Below are 21,921 nucleotides of genomic sequence, written 5' to 3' on the forward strand. Positions count from 1 at the left end.
CCGCGCCAATCCCTGCGCCCCGCGGGGGCCCGGGTGGGGGGCCCGGGGCTCGGCCCCGCGGCGGGGGGCGGCCCGCGCATGGGGTCGATGCCATGGGATCAATGCATGGCATCAATGGATGCCTGGACCAGCCCGGGACGAAGTCAGGCCAGAGGGGGCGGTGCGCGCGGACCCAGCGGCGGACCCTGGGCGGGCTGCGCGGGCAGGGCGCGGTGTGCGGGAGGAGGCGGGGCATGTCCCGCCGTCGCCAGCAGCAGGGGCGCCGTCGCCGGCGCGGGGGCGGGCGCGACATGCGCGAGCAGGCCGAAGGGGCACAGCGCGCCGGCGCCGGCGGTGTCGTGTCCCGCCTTGCCGCCGTCTTCGGAAGCCAACCCGACGCTCAGCACGGACAGGTCGCCCGCCGCCGAACAGAAGGTCACTTCCAGCCGGCCATCGTGCAGCGCGCCGGCATCGGGCATGTAGCCGGCCGGGACCAGCGCGCGCAGCGCCAGCGCCAGAAGCGCCAGCCACAGCACACCCTCGGCGCGCAGGGCGCGCAACGTACGCAGGAGGCGGGTCGGGTGTGGCATGCAGGCATTCTATGCCAAGCGTTCCCAAATTCTTGGTACCCTTGAACGCACTTCGATCCCACACCCCACCCAGTGCCCCAGGTTTCAGAGCTTTCCTTGTCCGTTCCGATCTCGCCCGTTCCGACCTTGTCCAATTCGAACCCGGCGGCGTCCGGCGCGCCTGCCGGTCCCGGCCGCGCGGGGCCCTTTGCCCGCCTGTGGCTGGGCGCGCTGATGGCGGCGCTGCTGGTGCTGCTGGCCGCCTGCGGCACGACCAAGGTCCAGCCCGGCTACTACCGGGTCCAGTCGGGCGACACGCTCTACCAGATCGCGCGCAAGCAAGGCACCAGCGTCAGCGACCTGGTCCGGTGGAACAAGCTGTCCAACTCCAATTCGATCGAAGTCGGCCAGGTGCTGCGGGTCGAGCCGCCCGCGGGACAGGCGCGCACGTCCCCGCCTTCCAAGACCCGCGCCAAGCCCACGCCCGCGCCCCGGTCCACGGCGTCCGCCGGCAAGCGGCGCACCGCGCCGCCGGGCGCGATCTCGCTGGTCTGGCCCGCGCAGGGCAAGGTCACGCGGGGCTATGACGGTTCGAACTCGAACGGCATCGTGATCACCAACTCCACCGGCACGCCGGTGGTGTCGGCGGCGCCCGGCACGGTGGCCTATTCCGGCAGCGGCCTGCGCGGCTACGGGCATCTGGTGATCGTCAAGCACAACGCCCAGTTCCTCAGCATCTACGCGCACAACAGCAAGCTGCTGGTCAAGGAAGGGCAGCGCGTGACGCAGGGCCAGAAGATCGCCGAAATGGGCAACAGCGACAGCAAGCAGGTGGGGCTGTACTTCGAATTGCGCTACGACGGCCAGGCGGTCGATCCGGCGGGGTCGCTGCCGCCGAAGTAGGCACTCAGAGATGCACCAATTGCTTGAGCGAATCAAGCTTCAGGATGCATAGCTCTCCTCGCCGGTCCAGGATATAGCCCTGGCGCCGCCATTTGGCGAAGATCCTGCTTAGTGTTTCGGCGCGCATGCCGAGCTTGACGGCGATCTGCGAATGGCTCAGCGGCAGCACCACGGGCTTGCTCTCCTGCGGCTTGCCCGCGCGCAGGATGTACTCGGCCAGCCGCTCTTCGGCCGAACTCGATGTCAGCCAATCTATCTGGTCCGTGTGGTGGCGGATCAGGTTCGCGCTGTGTCCCAGGACGCGGCAGGCAAGGCGGGCATCGCTCAGGCACAAGTGCCGGAATGCCTCGCCATTGATCAGGCAACCGCTGCCGTCGGTGCGCGCGCGCACCCCGTGCAGGTGTCGCGGCGCCGCTTCGAACAGCGTGGCGACCGACAGCCAGCCGCCCGGGCCCACGTGGCCGAACACTTTGTCGCCGCCATCCACGGTGTAGCGCAAGCCTTGCACGGAACCCGCGCACACCAGCAGGCAGGACGAGGCTGCCTGGCCTTCCGAAAAAATCGTATCGCCCGCGCAGAACGCCAGCCAGCGGCTGCCGCGCGCCAGGGCGAGCAGGGCCGCGTCGTCCACGCCGTCGAACCATGGGTGCTGGCGCAGCGCCGCGATCAAGGGCGCGGAACGTGAATTGACAATAGTCATTTGGACTGGCCGACCCCGCAAATAAAATGAATACGAGTGATTCTTATTTGTGATCGTACCACTGAGGGGGCCGCGTAAACCGGCAGGCCCCCCCGGCGCAGACCAATTCCCCATGACCCTCTCCGACCTCATCCGTGCCGCCTTGGCGGCAGGGGCCCTTGTTTCGTCCGCTTCCGGCGCGGCGCCCATCGTGTTCAACGATATGTCGGGCAACGCCGTGAATTTGCCCGCGCCGACGCAGCGCGCCGTGACCCTGCCCATGCCCGCCGGCTCGCTGCTGATTTCCCTGGATGGCGGGGCGCAGCACCTGGCCGGCATGCATCCCAGCGCCTACGGGCTGATCAAGGACGGGTTGCTGGCGCGGATGTTTCCGGCGACGGCGGCGGTGCGCACGGACGTGACCCGCTCCGGCTTCGTGCCGAACGTGGAGACGCTGCTGCAGATGGAGCCCGACCTGGTATGGCAGTGGGGGCACATGGGCGATGACCTGATCGCGCCCTTGCGCAACGCCGGCCTGCCGACGGCGGCGCTGGTATACGGCACCGAAGCGCGCACCCGCGAATGGATACGCCTGATGGGACTGTCGCTGGGCCAGGAGGCCCGTGCGCAGGCCCAGTTGCGCTGGCGCGACGAGGTGCGCGCGGGCATTCGCGCCGTCACCGATGGCATTGCCCCGGCCAACCGGCCGGGGGTGCTGTACCTGTCGCGCTACGAGCCCCAATTGCGGGCCGCCGGCGGCAACACCAGCTTCGACGATGACATCGCGCTGGCGGGCGGGCGCAACGTCTCCGCGTCCATTGCCAGCGGCCAGACCGTGAACATCGAGCAGATCATGGCCTGGGCGCCCGAGGTGATCCTGCTGAACAACTTCGAGCCCGGCCTGACGCCGCAGACCCTCTATCGGGATCCGCTGTTCGCCGACATTCCCGCCGTGCGCGACCGCCGCGTCTACAAGTTGCCGCTGGGCGGCTATCTCTGGGATCCCCCCAGCCAGGAATCGCCGCTGTACTGGCAATGGCTGAGCCTGCTGCTGCATCCGGACAAGTTCGCATGGCCCTTGCGCGAGAACATTTTCAAGGCCTATGGCGAACTCTATGGGCATCAACCCGCCGCCGACGAGATCGACGCGGTGCTGCGCATGAAGGTGAATGAGGGAGCCGCAGGCTATGAACGCTTCCGCTGAAACGACGCCCGTGCCGGGCAGGGCGCTCTTCGCGCGCCAGCGAGCCTGGCCGTGGCCCTGGTTGCTGATGGCGCTGGCGTTGCCCGCGTCCGTGCTGGCGGCGCTGTGCGTCGGCCGCTATCCGCTCGCGCTGTCGCACGTGTCCAGCGTGCTGGCCGGACTCGCGCTGCCGGACGCCCTGGCGGGCTGGTTGCCGTCCGTCGGCGCCACGGAGCATCGGGTCGTCATGCAGGTGCGGCTGCCTCGGGTGCTGCTGGCGGTGCTGGCGGGCTCCAGTCTGGCGATGTGCGGCGCGGCGCTGCAGGGCGCTTTCCGCAACCCGCTGGTCGGGCCGCAGATCCTGGGCATTTCGTCGGGCGCCGCGTTCGGCGGCTGCGCGGCGATCCTGCTGTTCTCATCGTTGTGGGCGACGCTGGGCCTGGCGTTCGCCGGCGGCTTGCTGGCGGTGGCGGTCGTTTATCTGCTGAGCCGTTCCAACGGCCGCACGACCATCCTGATGCTGGTGCTGGCCGGCGTGGTGACCAGCGCCTTCTTTTCCGCGCTGATTTCCCTGACGACCTACTTCGCGGATCCGAACGACAGCCTGCCGGCCATCGTGTTCTGGCTGATGGGCAGTTTCGCCACCGCGACCTATGCCAAGCTGGCGGCGGCCGTGCCGCCGATCGTGGCCGGCATGTCGCTGCTGTATGCGCTGCGCTTTCGCATCAATGTGCTGTCGCTGGGCGACGAACAGGCCAGCGCGATGGGTATCGCCGTCGAGCCGCTGCGCTGGCTGCTCCTGGGATGCGCCACGCTGGTGGTGTCGGCCAGCGTCGCCGTATCGGGCACCGTGGGCTGGGTGGGACTGGTCGTGCCGCACATCGCGCGCATGCTGGTCGGCCCGGACCATCGGGTCCTGTTGCCCGCCAGCGCCCTGATCGGCGGCGTCTACATGGTGTGGGTCGATACCGTGGCGCGCAGCGCGACCAGCGCCGAGATACCGCTGGGCGTGATCACCGCGCTCATCGGCGCGCCGCTGTTTGCGTGGCTGCTGCGCCGCGCCCAGCGCGGAGGGGCGCAGCATGCTTGAACTGACGAACCTGGCCGTGCAGGCCGGTGGCCGCCGCCTGTTGAGCGATCTGTCGCTGAGCCTGTCCGCGGGCCGGATCCTGGCGGTGCTGGGCCCGAACGGGCGCGGCAAGACCACGCTGCTGCGCACGATACTGGGGCTGAATGCGCCCGCCGCGGGCGCCGTCCGTTTGCAGGGCCACGCCGCCTACGTTCCGCAGCGCAGCGACACGCTCTACGCCTACGACGTGCTGACCATGGTCTGCATGGGCCGCGCGCGCCATCTGCGCTGGTACGCGTCGCCCGGCGCCCGCGACTGGCGCATCGCCCGGGATTGCCTGGGCGAGGTGGGCCTCGCGCACCTGGCGGACCGCCCGTTCCATGCGCTCAGCGGGGGCGAACAGCAACTGGCCTGCATTGCGCGCGCCATGGCAAGCGCCAGTCCCATCATCATCCTGGACGAACCCGCCGCGGCCCTGGACTTGCGCAATCAGGACGTCGTCCTGTCGCTGCTGCGCCGGCTGGCGCGGGAACAGGGGCTGGCCGTGGTCTTCACCACGCACCAGCCGCAGCATGCGCAGCACATCGCCGACCAGACCCTGCTGATGCATGCGGATGGCTGCGAGGCCGGTCCCACCCACCGCATGTGCGTGGACGAGCGCCTGAGCCGCCTGTACGGCCTGCCGGTGCGCGTGGCCACGCTGCGCGGCGAGTCCGGCGACATCCTGGGGGTGATCCCCGTCTTCCGTTGAATCATGAAAAACACAATCGCCTATCTGAATCACTGGAGCGGGGACGGTCCTGCCGCGCTGACCGGCGGCAGCGAGCCGCGTGCCGCTTGCGTGCCGCTGTATGCGCTGCATGAGCGGAACCTGGCCGGATTCCGCGCGCTGCTGGTGCCCGCGCACGCGGACCAGCGCTATCTACTGGAACACCAGGAACTCCTGGAGGCCTACCTGGAGTCGGGCGGGACCATGGTCGTGAACGGCCATGTCGCGTATCCGTTCCTGCGCTGGCTGGCGACCTTCGTGCCGGGAGCCGGCGCAGGCATTGCGGGTCTGCGGGTGCATCGCGCCGCGCCCCATCCGGTGTTCGACGGCGTTGATCCCGAACACCTGACCTTCCGCCGAGGCGTCGCGGGCTTTTATGCGCGGGGCGGGAACCCCCCGCCTGCCGGCGCGCGGGTACTCAACACGCTGGGGCCGGACGCCCAGCCCATCGACTGGGTGCTGGACCTGCCCGCCGGCGGACGCCTGCTGATGCATTCCGGCAATGACCTGTGGATGTACGCGGGCAGCGCCGACAGCGCCGGCCGCATCGTCCCGCAACTATTCGGCTGGCTGCAGGGAGACGTGGCATGACGGCGAGACAGACCCCCGTGATCGCGGCGCTGGACGCCGGGACCTATTACCACCACCGCACGTTCCGCACACCGGCGTTGATGCCCTATATCGACCGGACGATCTATATCCGCGACCTGGACGAGGCCGCGCTGCGCGGCTGCGATGCGTTGATCGTGTCATGCCGCAGCAATCCGGACCTGCTGGCGCCGCACAGGGATCTCTGGCGCCGCTTCCTGGCGGCTGGCAAGACCCTGGTCGCCATGGGCGAAACCCATTCCGAACGCTGGCTGGACAACGTTCACTGGACCCCGTCCGAAGTGAATTTCTGGTGGTGGAAGGAGCCGGGCGCCGATTCCGGCCTGCGCCTGGCGGCGCCGGCGCACCCGCTGTTCGGCTACCTGACCTTGGCCGACGCCACCTGGCACCAGCACGGCAGCTTCGCGCCGCCGCCGGGCGCGCAGTCCCTGATCGACAAGGCCGGCGGCGGCTCCGTGCTGTACGAGGATACGCACAGCACGCCGGGCCGCCTGATCGTGACGTCGCTGGATCCGATGTACCACCACGGCAGCTACTTCATGCCCGCTTCCAGCCGCTTCCTGCGCGGATTCCTGCCTTGGCTGAAGGAGTCCACGCCGGTGACCGTCCCGGACGCCACTCCTGCCTGAGCCGGCGCGCAAACCCGCGGCCGCCCCGTTTTCGTCCCTACCTTTGTACGCAAGTATGCAACGCACCTATCTGTATGTTCCCCTGGTCAGCGCCGGGCTGCTGACCGCCGCCCTGGCCGCGCCCAGCGCCGCTGCCGACGTTCCGCAACTGCCGTCCATCCAGGTCTCGGCCGATGGCGAGCCCGACGACGGCCGCCTGCGGCCCATGGGGGCGACGCCGCCTCCGGCCGCGATAGACCACAACGTCACGCAGGCGGTCAGCGTGGTCGACAGCCAGGACATCGACCGCCTGAACACGATGAGCACGCTGGACTTGCTGGGCCGCGTGCCCAACGCCACCGTCAGCCGCAGCGGCGGCATCGCCGGCACGCTGTTCCTGCGCGGACTCAACACCAACGACATGCGGGTGCCGATGTTCATCGACGGGGACCGCTTCCGCGGCCGCAATACCCTGCAGTTCATGCTGATCAGTCCGACGGAGATCGAACAGGTCGACGTGGTGCGCGGCCCGAACTCCTCCCGTTTCGGCAGCGACGGCCTTGGCGGCCTGGTCAACTTCGTCACCAAGCGGGCGCACGGCAATCTGAGCCAGCCCTTCGGGCTGAACGGCGGCGAAGCCTCCGTCACGTACAACACCAATGGCGATGGCGTACAGGGCAATGTCGCGCTGGAAGGCGCCGGCGACGGCTTCGACTTGCGCGTCTATGCCACCGGACGCCGCGCCAGCAACTATGACAGCGCGGCGGGCGAAGTGCCCAATAGCGACTTCCGCGGCGCGGGCGGCGGCATCGTGCTGGGCTACATGCCCGACGCACGCCAGCGCATCGAGGCCAGCGCGCGCGTGGCCTACGTCAAGGACGGCGCGGCCGGGACCGTCCCTCCCTATCCCTTGAGCTACAGCCGCCGCGATCCGCTGAAGGTCAAGCAGGGCCGGCTGGCCTATTCCGGCGAATTCGACGGCGCCATCAGCGCGCTCAAGGCCAGCGTCTACGTCAACGAGTTCGGCACCGTCATGGCCACGCACAACGAAACCAATCCGGCGCGCGTGGTCGACTCGCGCAGCAATGTGATCGGGCCCGTCGTGTGGGGCGGCAGCGTGGCGGCGACCGTGCCGTGGGCCGACACCAGCACGACCTTCGGATTGGACTTCATGCACGAGCGCCGGCCCGGATCGGAATCGCGCAGCGACATTACCGTGCGCCGGCCGAACGGCACCACCACAACCACCAGCACGTCCTACGCCAAGACGGGGCCCGATCAGTACCAGACCAACGTCGGAGCATTCCTGACCACGGAATGGAAGCCCGCGCCGAAATGGACCATCACGGCAGGCGGCCGCTACGATTGGTTCAAGTCCGACGTGGGGCTGGAACCCCTGCCTTCGCCCAATCTGCTGCCCGCCTTCCGCGCCGCGCAGAACACCACCGAAACCGCCACCACCGGCAGCCTGGGGCTGGCCTATCGCGCCACCGACATCGTCGAGCTGCTGGGCAGCGTGGGCACCTCGTTCCGCATGCCCTGGACGTCGGAAATGTTCAGCAGCGGCTATACGGGCACCAGCTACACCATTCCGAACCCGGGCCTGAAGCCCGAACGCGGCGTCACCGTGGAAGCCGGCACGCGGCTGCACTTCGAGCAGGCGACTGTCGGCCTGACGGCGTTCCGCAGCAACTACAGCGACTTCCTGGAGAACGTCACCACTTCCTATCAAGGCCTGCCCGCCACGCAGCGCCGCAACGTGGGCAAGGCGCGGATCCAGGGCCTGGAACTGGATTGGCGCTGGCAGTTGACCCGCGCGGTCAATCTGTACGGCAACGCCAGCTATCTGCACGGCACCAACCGCACGACGGACACGCCGCTGCCATCGATCGCGCCGTTCAGCGGCCTGGTCGGCGTGCAATACATGGGTGCGAATGAGGCCTACGCGCTCAGCGGCGAACTGCAATGGGCCAAGGGCCAGAGCCGCTACGCCGAGCGCACCGAGTATCCGGCCGCGGGCTTCGGCGTCGTGAACCTGTATGCCCAATTCCAGCTGGACCGCCTGGGGCTGCCGCAGGCGGGCAATACCCAGGTCGTGCTTGGCGTGAACAACCTGTTCGACCGGGCCTACCGCACGGCGGCGACGTCATCCAACGTGGCCTACGCCATGACCGACCTGAATCCCCTGCTGGAACCCGGCAGAAGCTTCAGCCTGACGCTGCGCACGCGCTTCTGATTGCGCCTGTCCGCACGGGCGCGCTCCGGGCGCGCCTTTCAATCCCACCCCACCCGCGCGCAAGCGGGCCGCCACGGCGGCCCGTTGCCGCCCATGACACGGAGATGTTCCATGATGACCCCCGACCAACCCGCTTCCCTGTTGACCGTGATGGCCGAGGAAGGGCCGCAGCCCATCTGTTTCGACGCGGTCCAGGCCTATCACGGCCACGGGGCGCTGGCCATGCTGGCGCTGACGTTCCAGGGCCTGCGCGGCGCGCTGCCGCGGCTGGAGGAGCAAGGCGCACCGGTGCCGCGCAAGGAGCTGTCCGTCATCAGCGGGCATCCCGGCCCGGGCGTGCGCGATGCCTTCGAATTCGTGACCCGCGCCGTTACCCGCGGCTGCTACACGGTGGATCTGGCGCTGCCCGAAGCGCGCTATAGCCGGGGCGCCGACAAGTCGTACAGCTTCCATCTGCGGCGCGGCGGACGCAGCGTTCAGGGGGTGCTGCGCCCCGGGGTGCTGCCGCCGGCGTTTTTCGATCTGCTGGGCAACCCGGCGCCCGACGCCCAGCGCGTGCATGCCGAACTGCGGCGCGATATTGCCGCGCGGGTCCTTGCGTCAGACCCGGAATCGCTGTTCGACTTTGCCGTGACGGAAATCCGGGATTGACGCGGCGCGGCCGCAAGAACGGGGGCGGGATGTCCGCCATCGGCTGCCGTCGTCCTACAGCGCCGCTTCCTGCGTCAGCGTCGAAATGAACGCGGCGGTGCGCGGGTCGGCAGGCTGCGTGAACACGGTCCGCGATTCTCCGGACTCCACGACCACGCCGTCCAGCAGGAACACCACCTCGCGCGAGACGCTGGCGGCCAGGCGCAGGTCGTGCGTGGCCATCAGCATGGTCATGCCTTCGGCGGCCAGCTGGCGCAGCACGTCCACCACTTCGGCGGCCAGGCCCGGGTCCAGTGCGGACGTCGGTTCGTCGCAGAGCAGCACGCGCGGCGCCGGCGCCAGCGCGCGGGCGATCGCCACGCGCTGCTGCTGGCCGCCCGACAGGTTGGCGGGCCAGGCGTCGGCCTTTTCCAGCATGCCGACCTTGCGCAGCAGTTCTTCCGCCCGCGCGCGGGCGCGGTCGGCGGGCCATTTCTGCACCGTCACCAGGCCTTCCATGACGTTGCCGATCACGGTCTGGTGCGGGAACAGCTGGAAATTCTGGAACACCATGCCGGTCTGCATGCGCACGCGCTGGACCTGATCGCGCGCCAGCCTGCGGCCGGGCTCGAAGTCGACCGTTTCGGGCCCGATCTCCAATCGGCCGCGATCGGGGACCTCCAGCAGGTTCACGCAACGCAGCAGCGTGCTCTTGCCGCTGCCGGACGGGCCGATCAGGGCGGTGACGCTGCCTTCGGCGATCTGCACGTCCACCTGCTTGAGCACGGGATTGCCGCCGAATGCCTTTTCGATTTTTTCCAGTCGGATCATCGGGCTTTCTCGCTAAACACCGCGTGCTGGCCGAAGCGCCGCTCCAGGCGCACCTGGGCCGCGGACAGGACGGAACTGAATAACAGGTAGATCAGCGCGGCCTCGGTGTAGAGGATCAGCGGCTCATACGTAACGGCGGCGATGCGCTGCGCGGCCTGGAAGATCTCGGGCACGGTCAGCACCGCGGCCAGCGACGTGTCCTTGACCAGCGCGATGAAGGAATTGGACAGCGGCGGCACGGCCACGCGCGCCGCCTGCGGCAGGATGGTGCGGCGCAGGGCCTGGCCGCGCGTCATGCTGAGCGAGTAGGCGGCTTCCCATTGGCCCTTGGTGATGGATTCGATGGCGCCGCGGATCACCTCGGAGTTATAGGCGCCCACGTTCAACGTAAAGCCGATCAGCGCGGCCGGCAGCGGGTCCAGCACGATGCCCACGTTGGGCAGGCCGTAGAAGATCACGAACAGCTGCACCAGCAGCGGCGTGCCGCGGATGAGCCAGACGTAGAAGCGCACCAGCGCCACCAGCGGCGCGGGGCCGAACAGGCGGATCAGCGCCACCACGAAGGCCAGCGCCAGCCCCAGGGCAAAGGACATCAGCGTCAGCGGCACCGTGAACACCAGCCCCGCGTGCAGCAGGGGCCAGAACGAGTCCGCCATGAGCTGCACCCAGGCCGGCACCGACCATTCGCCTATCTTCGCCAGCAGCCAGTCGGGCAGGACGGTGTGCAGCCAGGTGGGCAGCGTCATGTGCGCTCCAGTCGCTTATTGCGTCGACAGGTCCGTGCCGAAATATTTGACCGAGATGGTCTTGTAGGTGCCGTCCGCCTTGATGTCGGCCAGCGCCTTGTTGATGGCGGCCTGCAGCTCGGGATTGCCCTTGCGGATCAGCACGCCGGAATTGCTGAACTCCGCGGTCTTGTCGGTGGCCGCGATCTTCACGCGCGCGTTGGGCTTTTGCTTCTTGAAGTCCAGGAACGACAGGTTGTCGTTCACGGTGGCCTCGACGCGGCCGGAGGTCAGCAGGTCGATGGCTTCGTTGAAGCCCTGCACCGCGACCACTTCCGCGCCGTGGCTTTGCGCCAGCTTGCCGAAGTTGCTGGTCAGCGTATTGGCGGACTTCTTGCCCTTCAGGTCGGCGAAGGATTTGATGGTGGTGTTGTCGTCGCGCACGATCAGCACGGCGGCCGACGAGATGTACGGATCGGAAAAGTCGTACTTGGCGCGGCGCGCTTCGGTGATGCCCACCTGGTTGATGACGGCGTCGTAGCGCTTGGCGTCCAGCCCGGCGATCAGGCCGTCCCACTTGCCCTCGACGAACTGGGCCTTCACGCCCAGGCGTTCGGCGATGGCGCGGCCGATGTCCACGTCAAAACCGGTAAGCTGCCCGGATGCATCGTGGAACGTGAAGGGCGCGTAGGTGCCTTCGGTGCCGATCTTGAACACGCCGGCGGACTTGATCTGGTCCAGTCCGGATTGCGCATGGGCGGCGGACAGGGCGGCCGCCTGGACGAGGCCGGCGACGAGAAGCGTACGGAAGAGTTTCATGGCAATGCTCCACGGATGGGCGATATCACTGTGGAGAGCATGTGGGGCCTGCAATGCCCTCCGGCGTAGCCGCACTCTAACAACCGGCCTATTTTTCCACAAAGCATAAGGAATAGTAAAAATATAGCTGCAGGTCATATGGCGTTACCGAGTCCCGGCGCGGTCTGTCCGGGGATCTTCCAGGTGTTACCTAGACGGAGACGGGTGTGGATCAGCAATGGAACAGGCGTGCGTTCATGATGGCGGCCGCGGGCGCGGCGGCGGCGGGGGCGATGCCCGCGCAGGGCGCGGGGGCGCCCGGGCGGATGCCCGGCGGGGGCAGCATCACCGATGTCGCGGGCTTGCGCGTCGGGCACTACACCGACACGCGCCGGCCCACGGGCTGCACGGTCATCATCGCCGAGGCCGGCGCCACGGGCGGTGTCGATGTGCGCGGCGCGGCGCCGGGCACCCGCGAAACCGACCTGCTCAATCCGGTGAACATGGTGGAAAAGGTGCACGCGATCGTGCTGTCGGGCGGCAGCGCGTTCGGCCTGGACGCGTCTTCCGGCGTGATGCGCTACCTGGAAGAAAAGAAGATCGGCTTTGACGTGGGCGTGGCGCACGTCCCCATCGTGCCGTCCGCGATCCTGTTCGACCTGGGCGTGGGCGACGCGTCCGTCAGGCCGGATGCCGCGGCGGGCTATCAGGCCTGCAAGTCCGCCACCACCGATGCGCCCGAGGAAGGCAATGTGGGCGCGGGAGCGGGCGCGACCGTAGGAAAGCTGTACGGGCCCAAGCGCGCCATGAAGGGCGGCATCGGCAGCGCGTCGCTCACGGTGGCCGGCGCGACGGTGGGCGCCATCGTCGCGGTCAACGCGGTGGGAGACGTGCTCGATCCGGCCACGGGGCACATCCTGGCTGGCGCGCGCACGCCCGACGGCAAGACGCTGCTGGACACCCGCGCGGCCATCCTCGCCGGCGACCTGCCCCGGTCCATGCGGGAAGGCGCGGCCACCACCATCGGCGTCGTCGCCACGGACGCCAGGCTGACCAAGGCGCAGGCCCAGAAGATCGCGTCCATGGCCCATGACGGGCTGGCGCGCACGATCAACCCCATCCACACGATGCTGGACGGCGACACGATCTTCGCGCTGGGCACCGGCGCCTCGGGCAAGTCCGCCAACGTGATGCTGCTGGGCGTCATGGCGGCCGAAGCCATGGCCATCGCCGTGCAGCGCGCCATCCTGGCGGCGCGCGCGGTCGAAGGCTATCCGGCGGCCGTGGACTTCATCGCCTGAACCGGCGCGCGAGGCGGCTGTCCCGAATCTGAGCCCGCATCAGATCCGCCGCCTGTCCCGCTTCTGTCACACAACGCCGCCAAGATGGCAGACGCCGGCGTGTGGCCGGGGCGGGGGCGCATATGCAGGAAGGCGAACGGTTCAACGGCGTGACGCATCTGGCGGGGCTGGCGCTGGCGGTGCTGGCTTCCGGCGCACTGATTTCCCGCGCGGCCGAGCTGCGGGTGGACACCCGCCAGATCATTGCCTATGCGGTGTTCGCGGCGTCCATGATCGCCGTGTACGCGTCATCGGCGCTGTTCCACTGCTCGCGCGGCCGCCGCAAGGCCATCTGGGCCAAGGCGGACCACTGCGCCATCTACCTGCTGATCGCCGGCACCTACACGCCGCTGGCGTTCGGCCCGGTTGAACACGGCTGGGGCGCCGCGATGGGGGTGGCGATCTGGCTGCTGGCCTGCGTGGGCATCAGCCGTGAATTGTGGTGGGCGCGGGGCGCCGCGCCGGCCCTGCCGCTGTACCTGGCGATGGGCTGGCTGGGCGTGATGTTTGCCGCGCCGATCGCCGGCGCGCTGTCCTCGGCCGGACTGGCCTGGCTGCTGGCAGGGGCCGCCATCTATACCGCGGGCACGCTGTTCTATGTGAATGACAAGCGCTGGCGCCATGCGCACGGCATCTGGCATCTGTTCGTGATGGCGGGGACGGCCTGCCATTTCGTGACGGTGTTCGGCTTTTTGGAACACGTCCCGGCCTAGGGCCGGTTAACACGAAAGGGATCCTCGCGCGGACCCAGGGGGCTTGCAGCCCCCTTCCTCCTAGCGCCAGCTTGCCAACGGCAGCATGCCTTCGCGGTTCTTCACTTTGCGCATGACGATATGCGAGCACAGATCCCGTACGCCCGGGATCTTGCTGAGCTTGTCCTCGACGAAGTTCGAGAAGGCCGACAGGTTGCGCGTGCGCACCGTCAGGATGTAGTTGGACGCGCCGGTCACGATGCTGGCCTCGGAGATCTCGTCGTGCAGGGCGATGCCGGCCAGGAATTCCTCGTGCCAGCCGGCGCGCGACTGGTCCAGCGACACATGGACGATGGCTTCCAGTTCGAAGCCCAGTTTCTCGGCGTCCAGCACCGCTCGGTAGCCGCGGATGAGGCCGGCGTCTTCCAGCGCCCGCACGCGCCGCAGGCAGGCCGACGGCGACAGCGCCACCTGCTCGGCCAGGTCCTGGTTGCTGAGGTGGCCATCTTCCTGCAGGCGGGCCAGGATGCGCCGGTCTATGGGGTCGATCTGCATTGCACAATCCAATTCTAAAAAACCAAGTTGAAAGCAATTTAATTCGGAAAACTCGGGTATGTCACGACCGATTTTGCAATTAATCGGCCCGGGCGCGCTGATAGTATGTATCCGGAAAATCGCCTCAAGGAATTGAACATGAACACCCGCGAAGCCTGCGTCAACGCCGATCTCCAGGATCCCCTGGCGCCCCTGAAAGACCGCTTCGACCTGCCGCCCGGCGTTCTCTACATGGACGGCAATTCCCTGGGCGTGCTGCCCAAGACCGCCGCGGGCCGCGCCGCGGAGGTGATCAACAAGGAATGGGGTTCGGGCCTCATCCGCAGCTGGAACACGGCGGGATGGTTCGACCTGCCGGCCCGCCTGGGCGACAAGCTGGGCGGCCTGCTGGGCGCGCGCGAAGGCGAACTGGTCGTCACCGACACGACGTCGCTGAACATCTTCAAGGCGCTGGCCGCCGCGCTGCGCATCCAGCAGGCAAAGCAGCCGGGCCGCCGCGTCATCCTGTCCGAGCGCGACAACTTTCCGACCGACCTCTACATGATCCAGGGCATGATCGACCTGCTGCAGCAGGGCTACGAAATGCGCCTGATCGACGACGACCTGCCGCTGGAGCGGGCGCTGGACGACTCCGTCGCCGTGATGCTGCTGTCGCACGTGAATTACCGTAGCGGCTTCATGCATGACATGGCCGCCGTCACCGCCATGGCGCACGAACGCGGCGCCCTGGCTATCTGGGACCTGGCGCACGCCGCCGGCGCCGTGCCGGTGGACCTGAACGGGGCCGACGCCGACTTCGCCGTGGGCTGCACCTATAAGTACCTGAACGGCGGTCCCGGCTCGCCTGCCTTCATCTGGGTGGCGCCGCGCCACACCAAGGACTTCTGGCAGCCGCTGTCCGGCTGGTGGGGCCATTCGCGCCCCTTCGACATGGCCGTGGCCTACGAGCCCGCGGGCGGCATCCGCCGCTACCTGTGCGGCACGCAGCCCATCGTGTCCCTGTCGCTGGTCGAATGCGGCCTGGACGTGGCGCACGCCGCGGGCATGGACGAAGTGCGCAGGAAATCGCTGGCGCTGGGCGACCTGTTCATCGCGCTGGTCGAATCGCGCTGCGCCGGCCATCCGCTGACGCTGGTGACGCCGCGCGACCATGCCGACCGCGGCAGCCACGTGAGCTTCTGCTATCCGAACGGTTTTGAAGTGATGCAGGCCCTGATCGCGCGCGGCGTGATCGGCGACTACCGCGAGCCCGAGGTGCTGCGCTTCGGCCTGACGCCGCTGTATTTCGGCTACGCCGACGTCTGGGACGCCGTCGACATCCTGAAGGATGTGCTGGACACCCGCGCCTGGGACAAGCCCGAATTCAAGCAGCGGTCCGCCGTGACCTGATCCCGCGCGGCATTGCCTTATCGCGCAGGCCATCCGAGCCTTACATCCAAGAAGAGCGCAGTACAAGGAGGAGACGATGCAACAACAGAAGGGGTTCGGCCGGATCGCCGAACGCGAGCAGGGCCTCAAGCGCCGCCTGACCTCCGGGCAGATGAGCATGATCGCCATCGGCGGCGCCATCGGCACGGGACTGTTCCTGGGCAGCAAGTTCGCCATTGGCTTTGCCGGACCCAGCGTGCTCATCAGCTACGCCATCGGCGGGGTGATCACGCTGCTGCTGATGGCCTGCCTGGCGGAAATGACGGTGGCGCATTCCACCTCGGGCTCGTTCGGCGCCTACGCCGAACACTACATCGGCCCGCTGGCGGGCTTCCTGGTGCGCTATGCGTACTGGTCGTGCGTGGTGCTGGCGGTGGGCACCGAGGTCACCGCGGTGGCCGAGTACATGGGCTTCTGGTTCCCCGGCGTGCCGGGCTGGCAGTGGGTCTGCCTGTTCTCGGCGGCGCTGATCCTCATCAACGCGCTGAGCGTCAAGGCGTTCGGCACGATCGAATACTGGTTCTCGACCATCAAGATCAGCGCCATCATCGCCTTCATCATCCTGGGCGCCTACGTGGTCTGGGGCAATCCGCAGTACGGCGTGGCGCAATACACCGCGCACGGCGGGTTCTTCCCGAACGGCGTGTGGGGCATGTGGATCGCCGTGGTGATCTCGATCTTCAGCTATCTCAGCGTCGAGATGATCGCGGTGGCGGCGGGCGAGGCCGAGGACCCCGAGCGCGCCGTCAAGCAGGCGTTTCGCGCCACCATCATCCGGCTGGTCGTGTTCTATCTGCTGACGCTGGCGCTGATCCTGGCCATCGTGCCCTGGGACGAAGCCGGCAAGGGCGGCAGCCCGTTCGTGAAGGTGATGCAGGCGCTGGAGATTCCCGGCGCGGCGGGCGTCATCAATTTCATCGTGCTGGTGGCCGCCCTGTCCGCCATGAACAGCCAGCTCTACATCACCACCCGCATGATGTTCAGCCTGTCGCGCGCGGGCCATGCGCCGTCGGCGCTGGGCCGGCTGACCCGCAGCGGCACGCCGCTGAACGCGCTGCTGCTGTCCACCAGCGGCATCGCCATCGCCACCGTGCTGAACGTGCTGTATCCCGAGACGGCGTTCACGCTGATGATGGCCATCTCCATGTTCGGCGCGCTGTTCACCTGGATGATGATCTTCGTGACGCACTATTTCTTCCGCCGGCGCTGGACGCGGGAAGGCGGCGCGCGGCTGTCGTTCCGGATGCCGGGCTTTCCGGTGCTGACGCTGCTGGGCGCGGGGGCGATGCTGGCGATCCTGGTCACCACGTATTTCACCAGCGTCTTCAAGATGACGCTGGTGTTCGGCGTGCCGTTCCTGGTGATCCTGGCCGCGCTGTACTACCTGCTGTTCAGGAAGCGCGCCGAGGCCGTGGCGCTGCGCGCGCCCGGACAGCGCGCGTAAAGGCGGGCGCAGGCCCGTGGCGCAGGGACCCTGGCGGGCTGTCTCATGGATACGCCGGCACGAAACGCATCCATGGAACGGCGCACTAGCGCTGCCCGGCGGCGCTGTCCCGGATCGCCGCCAGCATCGCGCGGGCGCGCGCCGGCAGCGAGCGCGAAGCGTACACGGCGTGCATCTGCGGCGCGGCGCCTTGCGCCGACGTGACCGTATAGCCCGGACACACGCGCACCAGGGCGCCGCGCGCGATCTCCGGCTGCGCCGCCCAGTCCGCCACCCGGGCAATGCCCAGGTCTTGCAGCACCATCGCCATCAGGCCGCTGCCGCTGCTGACCCGCACCGCCGGCCTGGCGTGGAGCCGGACGATGCGGTCGCCGTCCCGCAGGTGCCAGTCCTTGAGCACGCGCGGCCCGGTGTGCGTCAACAGGCGATGCGCCGTCAGCTCGGCGGGTTCGCGCGGCAGTCCCATGCGGGCCACGTAGCCGGGGCTGGCGCACAGCAGCCGGTCATACGGCCAGAGGGGGGCGCCCAGCAGGTCGCTGGACGCGGGAAATCCGCCTCGGATCGCGAAGTCCAGGCCTTCGGCGATGGGGTCCACCCACTTGTCGGTATAGAGGATGTCGATGCTGACGCCCGGATGCGCGTCCGAGTAGCGGCGCAGCACGGCGGGCAGCACGGTCACGCCCAGCAGGTCGGGCGCCGAAAAGCGCAGCCGGCCCTGCGCGCCGCCCTGCACGTCGCGCAGCGCGTCGCGGGCCCGTTCCTCAAGCCGCAGCAGTTCGCGGGCTGACTGGAAATAGCTTTCGCCCTGCGGCGTCAGCACCACGCTGCTCTTGCTGCGCGACAGCAATTGCGCGCCCACCTGGCGCTCCAGCGACTGCACGGCGCGCGTGACGGCGCTGGGCGAAGCGCCCAGCGCGCGCGCCGCCAGCACGAAGCTCTGGCGTTCGGCGACGGCGCAGAACACCTGGTATTCCCATAGCGCGCCACGTTCCATGCGGGGTCTCCCGTTGCGTCTACCGCAACATGATATTGCAACGCCGCCGCGGCGGCGCCACGTAGACTGTGGCCCGTTGAATCTCTTCCCGCATCATGCCCAATCCTCATTACATTGATCCGCTGACCGGCGCCCGCTATCCGCTTGACGATGCGCGCTGGTGTTCCGACGCGCAGACGCCCCTGATGATCTCGCCGCTGCGCGGCATGTCGCGCTATGACATCGATACGCGCACGCGTTCGGTATGGCGCTACAGCGCGGCCTTGCCGCGCGACATCGCGCGCCCCGTGTCGATGGGCGAGGGCGGCACGCCGATGATGGAGCGCGCCTGGGGAACCTTGCGGCCGCATTTCAAGCTGGAATGGTTCAACCCCACGTGCAGTTTCAAGGACCGCGGCGCGGCCGTCATGCTGTCGTGGCTGCGCCAGCTGGGCATCAAGGCCGTGGCCGAGGACAGCTCCGGCAACGGCGGCGCGGCGGTGGCGGCGTTCGGCGCGGCGGCGGGAATGGGCGTGACGATCTTTGCGCCCGCCTACACGTCGGCCGCCAAGGTGGCCCAGATCCGGGCGTTCGGCGCGGACGTGCGCCTGGTGGACGGCCCGCGTGAAAACTCGCAGACCGAGGCCATCCGGGCCTCGCGCGATATCTTCTACGCCAGCCACAACTGGCAGCCGTTCTTTCTGCAAGGCACCAAATCCATCGCCTACGAGATGTGGGAGGACTTTGGTTTCCAGGCGCCTGACAACGTGGTGATTCCGGCCGGCGCGGGCAGCAATGTGCTGGGCTGCGCGATCGGATTCGCGGAGCTGCGGGCGGCGGGGCAGATCAGCCGGCTGCCCCGGCTGTTCGTGGCCCAGCCGCTGAACTGCTCGCCGGTGGACGCCAGCTTCCAGGCGGGCGCGGACGGCCCGGTGCCGCGCGAGGTGCTGCCCACCGTGGCCGAGGGGACGTCGATCAAGCACCCCGTGCGCCTGCGCGAAGTCCTGCAGGCGGTGCGCGCCAGCGGCGGACAGACCGTGGCGGTGCCGGAAGAGGACATCGTCGCGGCGGTGAAAAAGCTGGCCGCCTGCGGCCTGTACGCGGAACCCACCAGCGCCACGGCGGCGGCGGCGCTGGACACGCTGCTGGCGCGGGGCGCCATCCGGTCAGGCGAGCGCACGGTGGTGCTGCTGACCGGCACCGGCATCAAGTCCACGCAGTTCATGACGGACCTGTTTTCGGCGCCGGCCTGAGCGGCGCCGCGCGGTCAGTGCGCGGCGGCGACGCGTTCGGCGCGGACGGCCGCCGTATCCGATGGCTGCCCGGGCGCGAACACCCGCAGGCGATGTCCGTCCGGGTCCAGCGCGACGAAAGTGCGGCCGAAGTCCATGTCGGTGGGCGCCTGCAAAATGGGCAGCCCGCGCAGGCTCCAGTCCACATGGCGCTGGTTGACGGCGTCGGCGTCGGGCACGGTGAAGGCCAGTTCGGTGGCGCCGCCGCGGCCGGCCGCCGCCGGTTCCACCGTGTAGCGCGACCACAGGCCCAGCATCAGCCCGGAGTCCAGCCTGAACATGGCGAAGGTGGGCGAGCTTTCAAGGGGCGGGCGCTGCAGCAGCGCGCTGTAGAACGCCGCGCTGGCCTCGGGCTTTTCCACGTAGAAGATGACGAAATTGGTGTCGGACATGATGCGCTCCTGGGGGTTGATGCGCACATGTTAGGCAGGGGTGCTGTCAGATTTTGGCAGTAGTGTGCATCAGCATTTTTTCGGCGCGTGGTCGATCGCGCGCCACTCTTTCAGCAAGGCGTGCCGGCGTCGGGGATAGCGGCCGCCGGTGGCCAGGGTCGTGATGCGGTCGGTGCGGAAATGCCGGAAATCGGCGCGCAGTTCGCACCAGGCCATGACGATGCGCACGCTGTCGAAGAAGCCCAGCGCGAACGGCCAGATCACGCGCGCCGAATCGACGCCCTTGTCGTCCCGGTACGTGATCTCCAGCTTCTGTTCGCCGCGGATGGCCTGGCGGATCAAGGACACGTCGACCCGGTCGGTCACCGCGACCGAACTGGGGGCGACCAGCAGCGGAATGGCGTCCAGCTCGTCGCGCAGCTCTTGGGGCAGCACGGCGCCGATCTTGGCCAGCGCGTTGCGCGCCGCCAGCCCCAGATGCGCGTCCGAGCGGCCCGCCACCCAGCGCGTGCCCAGCACCAGGGCTTCGATTTCCTCGGTGCTGAACATCAGCGGCGGCAGCATGAAGCCGGGACGCAGCACGTAGCCCACGCCCGGTTCGCCTTCGATCTCGGCGCCCTGGCACTGCAGCGTCGCGATATCGCGATACAGCGTGCGCAGGCTGACGCCCATTTCGGCCGCCAGCCGGTGGCCGCTGACGGGCAGGCGGTGGCGACGCAGGGTCTGGAGCAGGTCCAGGAGACGTTCGGTGCGGGACATGGGGCGCGAAGGGCGGGGACGAATGCGTAATGCTGCCACGGAATGGCAGCATCCGGGGGCCCGCGCCGCCATGCGGGCCGCTCAGTCCGGCGGCAGACCCATCAGCCAGTCGTGCGCCAGCGCGGCCAGGTCCAGGCTGTTGTCGTCCATCATCAGCATGTGGGAGTTGCCCGCAATGCCCAGGTCCGGCAAAGACAGCACCTGCACGCAGGGGTAGCGCGCCGCGAAAGCCTGCACGCGCGCGCGCATGCGCGGCCAGCGCGGATCGCTGTCCATGTTGTCGCCCATCATGATCAGCGTGGGCGTGCGGTAATCGGCGGCGTCGTCCAGCAGCGGGATGCTCGCCGGTTCCAGCGCCACCACGGCCCGCACCAGATCGGGCCGGGCCAGGGCCGCGCGGATGCCGAAGACGCCCGCCTGCGAATGGCAGACCACGATCATGCGGCCGACCCGTTCCAGCAGGGCCAGGTGGCCCCGCAGGATCGCGGCGTCCGTGTGGACCCAGCGGGGCACCATCTGCGCGGCGAGCTGACCGAAGGCGTCCACCGGAAAGCGCGTGTTCGGATAGGCGCTGCCGGGGCCGGGCCGCGTGCCGGGCTGGCCGATGCGAAAGCGCGTATAGCAGTCTTCCCGCGCCTGCACGATGGGCCCTTCGGGCCAGATCTCCGGCACGGGCGCGAAGCCCGACCGGCCGCGCTCGACGGCGTCGCACAGATAGGCGTCCCAGCCGCGCCGCAGAAAGGCATTGAGCCAGCCTTCGCGGCCGTCGGGCGTGGTCTCCCAGGCCGCGCCCGTCATGCCGCCGCCATGCCAGAACGCCAGCGGGGGGCGGCCGCTCGGGGGATCGGCAAGGAAGTACTGCGCGTACATCTGCTCGACGCGGTAGGTGCCGTTGGGATCCAGCGACACCGGCTGCCCGCCCTCGGCCATGACGACCTCGCGGCGGGGCAGGTCTGTCAGCGCAACGTCCCGGCCGCCCACGTGGAACGATCCCATGCCGCGCAGGCGGATGGAACCGGGCGCGCCGCCGGCCGCCGGACCGGTCCTGTCCTGCGCCATCATTCCGCCTTGATGTGGTTGGCCTGGATCACGTCCTTCCAGCGCGCGGTCTCGGCGCCCACGAAGTCGCCCAGCGACTGGCGTGTGCCGGCGGCGGTCTCCACGCCCAGCTCGCGCATCTTGGCGGCCACCTCGGGCGCGCCCAGCGCGGCGTTGAAGGCCTGGTGCAGCGCCTCCAGTTCGGCGTCGGGCGTGCGCGCCGGGGCCATGATGCCGAACCACGGCGTGATCAGGAAATCGGGCACGCCGCCCTCGGCGAACGTGGGCACGTCCGGGATGGCCGGGGCGCGCTTGCTGCCAGGGCCTGTTAACGCTAAAGGGAGCCTCGCACAGGCTGGTAATCGGCCGCCAGGCTAGGCGCGGTCGCCGCCGCGTGGCTGTGCCACGCAAGGTGAGCGC

Annotated in this window: 23 protein-coding genes and 1 pseudogene; 13 read left to right on the forward strand and 11 right to left on the reverse strand. The window is 68.8% G+C overall.

What is annotated here, in order from left to right:
* Positions 1 to 143 precede the first annotated feature (143 nt).
* A complete protein-coding gene (locus ABE485_RS29090) occupies positions 144 to 569 on the reverse strand; it encodes a DUF2946 family protein (RefSeq protein WP_346518725.1) in 426 nt (141 codons plus the stop codon).
* A 213-nt stretch (positions 570 to 782) separates the two neighbouring features.
* Here ABE485_RS29090 and ABE485_RS29095 point away from each other — a divergent pair, with 213 nt between their 5' ends.
* A complete protein-coding gene (locus ABE485_RS29095) occupies positions 783 to 1,451 on the forward strand; it encodes a M23 family metallopeptidase (protein ID WP_346518746.1) in 669 nt (222 codons plus the stop codon).
* Positions 1,452 to 1,455: 4 nt separating this feature from the next.
* Here the strand turns inward: ABE485_RS29095 and ABE485_RS29100 are convergent, their stop codons facing one another.
* A complete protein-coding gene (locus ABE485_RS29100) occupies positions 1,456 to 2,151 on the reverse strand; it encodes a Crp/Fnr family transcriptional regulator (protein WP_346518726.1) in 696 nt (231 codons plus the stop codon).
* A gap of 112 nt (positions 2,152 to 2,263) precedes the next feature.
* Between ABE485_RS29100 and ABE485_RS29105 the strand changes: the two genes are divergently transcribed.
* The 7 genes from ABE485_RS29105 (at position 2,264) to ABE485_RS29135 (ending at position 9,255) form a co-directional block, all read left to right on the forward strand.
* Entirely contained in the window at positions 2,264 to 3,334 is a 1,071-nt protein-coding gene (locus ABE485_RS29105; RefSeq protein WP_346518727.1) for an ABC transporter substrate-binding protein, read from the forward strand.
* Positions 3,318 to 4,403 (forward strand): FecCD family ABC transporter permease, encoded by a 1,086-nt coding sequence (locus ABE485_RS29110; protein ID WP_346518728.1) that lies wholly within the window; start codon positions 3,318 to 3,320, stop codon positions 4,401 to 4,403. Before ABE485_RS29105 ends, ABE485_RS29110 begins: the two co-directional genes overlap by 17 nt.
* Positions 4,396 to 5,133: an ABC transporter ATP-binding protein gene (locus tag ABE485_RS29115; RefSeq protein ID WP_346518729.1), complete on the forward strand. Its 738-nt coding sequence runs from the start codon at positions 4,396 to 4,398 to the stop codon at positions 5,131 to 5,133. The genes ABE485_RS29110 and ABE485_RS29115 overlap by 8 nt, the downstream gene beginning before the upstream one ends.
* Before the next feature lie 3 nt (positions 5,134 to 5,136).
* Positions 5,137 to 5,742: a hypothetical protein gene (locus ABE485_RS29120; RefSeq protein ID WP_346518730.1), complete on the forward strand. Its 606-nt coding sequence runs from the start codon at positions 5,137 to 5,139 to the stop codon at positions 5,740 to 5,742.
* A complete protein-coding gene (locus ABE485_RS29125; RefSeq protein ID WP_346518731.1) occupies positions 5,739 to 6,389 on the forward strand; it encodes a hypothetical protein in 651 nt (216 codons plus the stop codon). The genes ABE485_RS29120 and ABE485_RS29125 overlap by 4 nt, the downstream gene beginning before the upstream one ends.
* A gap of 55 nt (positions 6,390 to 6,444) precedes the next feature.
* On the forward strand, positions 6,445 to 8,604 hold the full coding sequence (locus ABE485_RS29130) for a TonB-dependent receptor (protein WP_346518732.1): 2,160 nt from the start codon (positions 6,445 to 6,447) through the stop codon (positions 8,602 to 8,604).
* 111 nt (positions 8,605 to 8,715) lie between these two features.
* Positions 8,716 to 9,255 carry a hypothetical protein gene (locus tag ABE485_RS29135; RefSeq protein WP_346518733.1) on the forward strand — a complete coding sequence of 180 codons (540 nt, stop codon included), beginning with the start codon at positions 8,716 to 8,718 and terminating at the stop codon, positions 9,253 to 9,255.
* A gap of 54 nt (positions 9,256 to 9,309) precedes the next feature.
* On the opposite strand, the gene ABE485_RS29140 is transcribed toward ABE485_RS29135, so the two are convergent.
* The 3 genes from ABE485_RS29140 to ABE485_RS29150 form a co-directional block, all read right to left on the reverse strand.
* The gene (locus ABE485_RS29140; protein ID WP_346518734.1) at positions 9,310 to 10,065 is read right to left on the reverse strand and encodes an amino acid ABC transporter ATP-binding protein; all 756 of its coding nucleotides are present in this window, start codon (positions 10,063 to 10,065) and stop codon (positions 9,310 to 9,312) included.
* Positions 10,062 to 10,742, reverse strand: coding sequence for an ABC transporter permease subunit (locus ABE485_RS29145; protein WP_346518747.1), 681 nt, complete (start codon positions 10,740 to 10,742; stop codon positions 10,062 to 10,064). The genes ABE485_RS29140 and ABE485_RS29145 overlap by 4 nt, the downstream gene beginning before the upstream one ends.
* Positions 10,743 to 10,826: 84 nt before the next feature.
* Positions 10,827 to 11,609, reverse strand: coding sequence for an amino acid ABC transporter substrate-binding protein (locus ABE485_RS29150; RefSeq protein ID WP_346518735.1), 783 nt, complete (start codon positions 11,607 to 11,609; stop codon positions 10,827 to 10,829).
* 236 nt (positions 11,610 to 11,845) lie between these two features.
* Here ABE485_RS29150 and ABE485_RS29155 point away from each other — a divergent pair, with 236 nt between their 5' ends.
* Entirely contained in the window at positions 11,846 to 12,889 is a 1,044-nt protein-coding gene (locus tag ABE485_RS29155) for a P1 family peptidase (RefSeq protein WP_430795478.1), read from the forward strand.
* A gap of 122 nt (positions 12,890 to 13,011) precedes the next feature.
* On the forward strand, positions 13,012 to 13,641 hold the full coding sequence (gene trhA / locus ABE485_RS29160) for a PAQR family membrane homeostasis protein TrhA (RefSeq protein ID WP_346518737.1): 630 nt from the start codon (positions 13,012 to 13,014) through the stop codon (positions 13,639 to 13,641).
* A gap of 60 nt (positions 13,642 to 13,701) precedes the next feature.
* Here the strand turns inward: trhA and ABE485_RS29165 are convergent, their stop codons facing one another.
* Positions 13,702 to 14,175: an Lrp/AsnC family transcriptional regulator gene (locus ABE485_RS29165; RefSeq protein WP_346518738.1), complete on the reverse strand. Its 474-nt coding sequence runs from the start codon at positions 14,173 to 14,175 to the stop codon at positions 13,702 to 13,704.
* A gap of 138 nt (positions 14,176 to 14,313) precedes the next feature.
* Between ABE485_RS29165 and kynU the strand changes: the two genes are divergently transcribed.
* Both kynU and ABE485_RS29175 read left to right on the forward strand, forming a co-directional pair.
* Entirely contained in the window at positions 14,314 to 15,564 is a 1,251-nt protein-coding gene (gene kynU, locus ABE485_RS29170; protein WP_346518739.1) for a kynureninase, read from the forward strand.
* 76 nt (positions 15,565 to 15,640) lie between these two features.
* Positions 15,641 to 17,047: an amino acid permease gene (locus ABE485_RS29175; RefSeq protein WP_346518740.1), complete on the forward strand. Its 1,407-nt coding sequence runs from the start codon at positions 15,641 to 15,643 to the stop codon at positions 17,045 to 17,047.
* A gap of 85 nt (positions 17,048 to 17,132) precedes the next feature.
* Here ABE485_RS29175 and ABE485_RS29180 read toward each other — a convergent pair whose 3' ends face one another.
* Positions 17,133 to 18,041: a LysR family transcriptional regulator gene (locus ABE485_RS29180; RefSeq protein WP_346518741.1), complete on the reverse strand. Its 909-nt coding sequence runs from the start codon at positions 18,039 to 18,041 to the stop codon at positions 17,133 to 17,135.
* Positions 18,042 to 18,136: 95 nt separating this feature from the next.
* Here ABE485_RS29180 and ABE485_RS29185 point away from each other — a divergent pair, with 95 nt between their 5' ends.
* Positions 18,137 to 19,273, forward strand: a complete 1,137-nt coding sequence (locus tag ABE485_RS29185) for a pyridoxal-phosphate dependent enzyme (RefSeq protein ID WP_346518742.1) — start codon at positions 18,137 to 18,139, stop codon at positions 19,271 to 19,273.
* Positions 19,274 to 19,287: 14 nt separating this feature from the next.
* Here the strand turns inward: ABE485_RS29185 and ABE485_RS29190 are convergent, their stop codons facing one another.
* From ABE485_RS29190 to ABE485_RS29205, 4 genes and pseudogenes are all read right to left on the reverse strand, one after another.
* Positions 19,288 to 19,704 (reverse strand): VOC family protein, encoded by a 417-nt coding sequence (locus tag ABE485_RS29190; RefSeq protein ID WP_346518743.1) that lies wholly within the window; start codon positions 19,702 to 19,704, stop codon positions 19,288 to 19,290.
* Positions 19,705 to 19,773: 69 nt separating this feature from the next.
* A complete protein-coding gene (locus ABE485_RS29195; RefSeq protein ID WP_346518744.1) occupies positions 19,774 to 20,463 on the reverse strand; it encodes a helix-turn-helix transcriptional regulator in 690 nt (229 codons plus the stop codon).
* Positions 20,464 to 20,544: 81 nt separating this feature from the next.
* Complete coding sequence (locus tag ABE485_RS29200; RefSeq protein ID WP_346518745.1) at positions 20,545 to 21,525, reverse strand: hypothetical protein; 981 nt, start codon at positions 21,523 to 21,525, stop codon at positions 20,545 to 20,547.
* Positions 21,522 to 21,821 (reverse strand): annotated as a pseudogene (locus tag ABE485_RS29205) (tripartite tricarboxylate transporter substrate-binding protein); the annotation flags it as partial. The pseudogene ABE485_RS29205 and the gene ABE485_RS29200, both read right to left, overlap by 4 nt.
* Positions 21,822 to 21,921: the final 100 nt, after the last annotated feature.

Origin of the sequence: Achromobacter spanius, assembly GCF_039673305.1 — a bacterium.
Taxonomy (GTDB): Bacteria; Pseudomonadota; Gammaproteobacteria; order Burkholderiales; family Burkholderiaceae_B; genus Achromobacter; species Achromobacter spanius_F.

Coding starts and splice junctions, on each gene's coding strand:
- ABE485_RS29090 (WP_346518725.1), bottom strand. CDS start 569: ATGCCACACCCGACCCGCCTCCTGCGTACGTTGCGCGCCCTGCGCGCC.
- ABE485_RS29095 (WP_346518746.1), top strand. CDS start 783: ATGGCGGCGCTGCTGGTGCTGCTGGCCGCCTGCGGCACGACCAAGGTC.
- ABE485_RS29100 (WP_346518726.1), bottom strand. CDS start 2,151: ATGACTATTGTCAATTCACGTTCCGCGCCCTTGATCGCGGCGCTGCGC.
- ABE485_RS29105 (WP_346518727.1), top strand. CDS start 2,264: ATGACCCTCTCCGACCTCATCCGTGCCGCCTTGGCGGCAGGGGCCCTT.
- ABE485_RS29110 (WP_346518728.1), top strand. CDS start 3,318: ATGAACGCTTCCGCTGAAACGACGCCCGTGCCGGGCAGGGCGCTCTTC.
- ABE485_RS29115 (WP_346518729.1), top strand. CDS start 4,396: ATGCTTGAACTGACGAACCTGGCCGTGCAGGCCGGTGGCCGCCGCCTG.
- ABE485_RS29120 (WP_346518730.1), top strand. CDS start 5,137: ATGAAAAACACAATCGCCTATCTGAATCACTGGAGCGGGGACGGTCCT.
- ABE485_RS29125 (WP_346518731.1), top strand. CDS start 5,739: ATGACGGCGAGACAGACCCCCGTGATCGCGGCGCTGGACGCCGGGACC.
- ABE485_RS29130 (WP_346518732.1), top strand. CDS start 6,445: ATGCAACGCACCTATCTGTATGTTCCCCTGGTCAGCGCCGGGCTGCTG.
- ABE485_RS29135 (WP_346518733.1), top strand. CDS start 8,716: ATGATGACCCCCGACCAACCCGCTTCCCTGTTGACCGTGATGGCCGAG.
- ABE485_RS29140 (WP_346518734.1), bottom strand. CDS start 10,065: ATGATCCGACTGGAAAAAATCGAAAAGGCATTCGGCGGCAATCCCGTG.
- ABE485_RS29150 (WP_346518735.1), bottom strand. CDS start 11,609: ATGAAACTCTTCCGTACGCTTCTCGTCGCCGGCCTCGTCCAGGCGGCC.
- ABE485_RS29155 (WP_430795478.1), top strand. CDS start 11,846: ATGATGGCGGCCGCGGGCGCGGCGGCGGCGGGGGCGATGCCCGCGCAG.
- trhA (WP_346518737.1), top strand. CDS start 13,012: ATGCAGGAAGGCGAACGGTTCAACGGCGTGACGCATCTGGCGGGGCTG.
- ABE485_RS29165 (WP_346518738.1), bottom strand. CDS start 14,175: ATGCAGATCGACCCCATAGACCGGCGCATCCTGGCCCGCCTGCAGGAA.
- kynU (WP_346518739.1), top strand. CDS start 14,314: ATGAACACCCGCGAAGCCTGCGTCAACGCCGATCTCCAGGATCCCCTG.
- ABE485_RS29175 (WP_346518740.1), top strand. CDS start 15,641: ATGCAACAACAGAAGGGGTTCGGCCGGATCGCCGAACGCGAGCAGGGC.
- ABE485_RS29180 (WP_346518741.1), bottom strand. CDS start 18,041: ATGGAACGTGGCGCGCTATGGGAATACCAGGTGTTCTGCGCCGTCGCC.
- ABE485_RS29185 (WP_346518742.1), top strand. CDS start 18,137: ATGCCCAATCCTCATTACATTGATCCGCTGACCGGCGCCCGCTATCCG.
- ABE485_RS29190 (WP_346518743.1), bottom strand. CDS start 19,704: ATGTCCGACACCAATTTCGTCATCTTCTACGTGGAAAAGCCCGAGGCC.
- ABE485_RS29195 (WP_346518744.1), bottom strand. CDS start 20,463: ATGTCCCGCACCGAACGTCTCCTGGACCTGCTCCAGACCCTGCGTCGC.
- ABE485_RS29200 (WP_346518745.1), bottom strand. CDS start 21,525: ATGATGGCGCAGGACAGGACCGGTCCGGCGGCCGGCGGCGCGCCCGGT.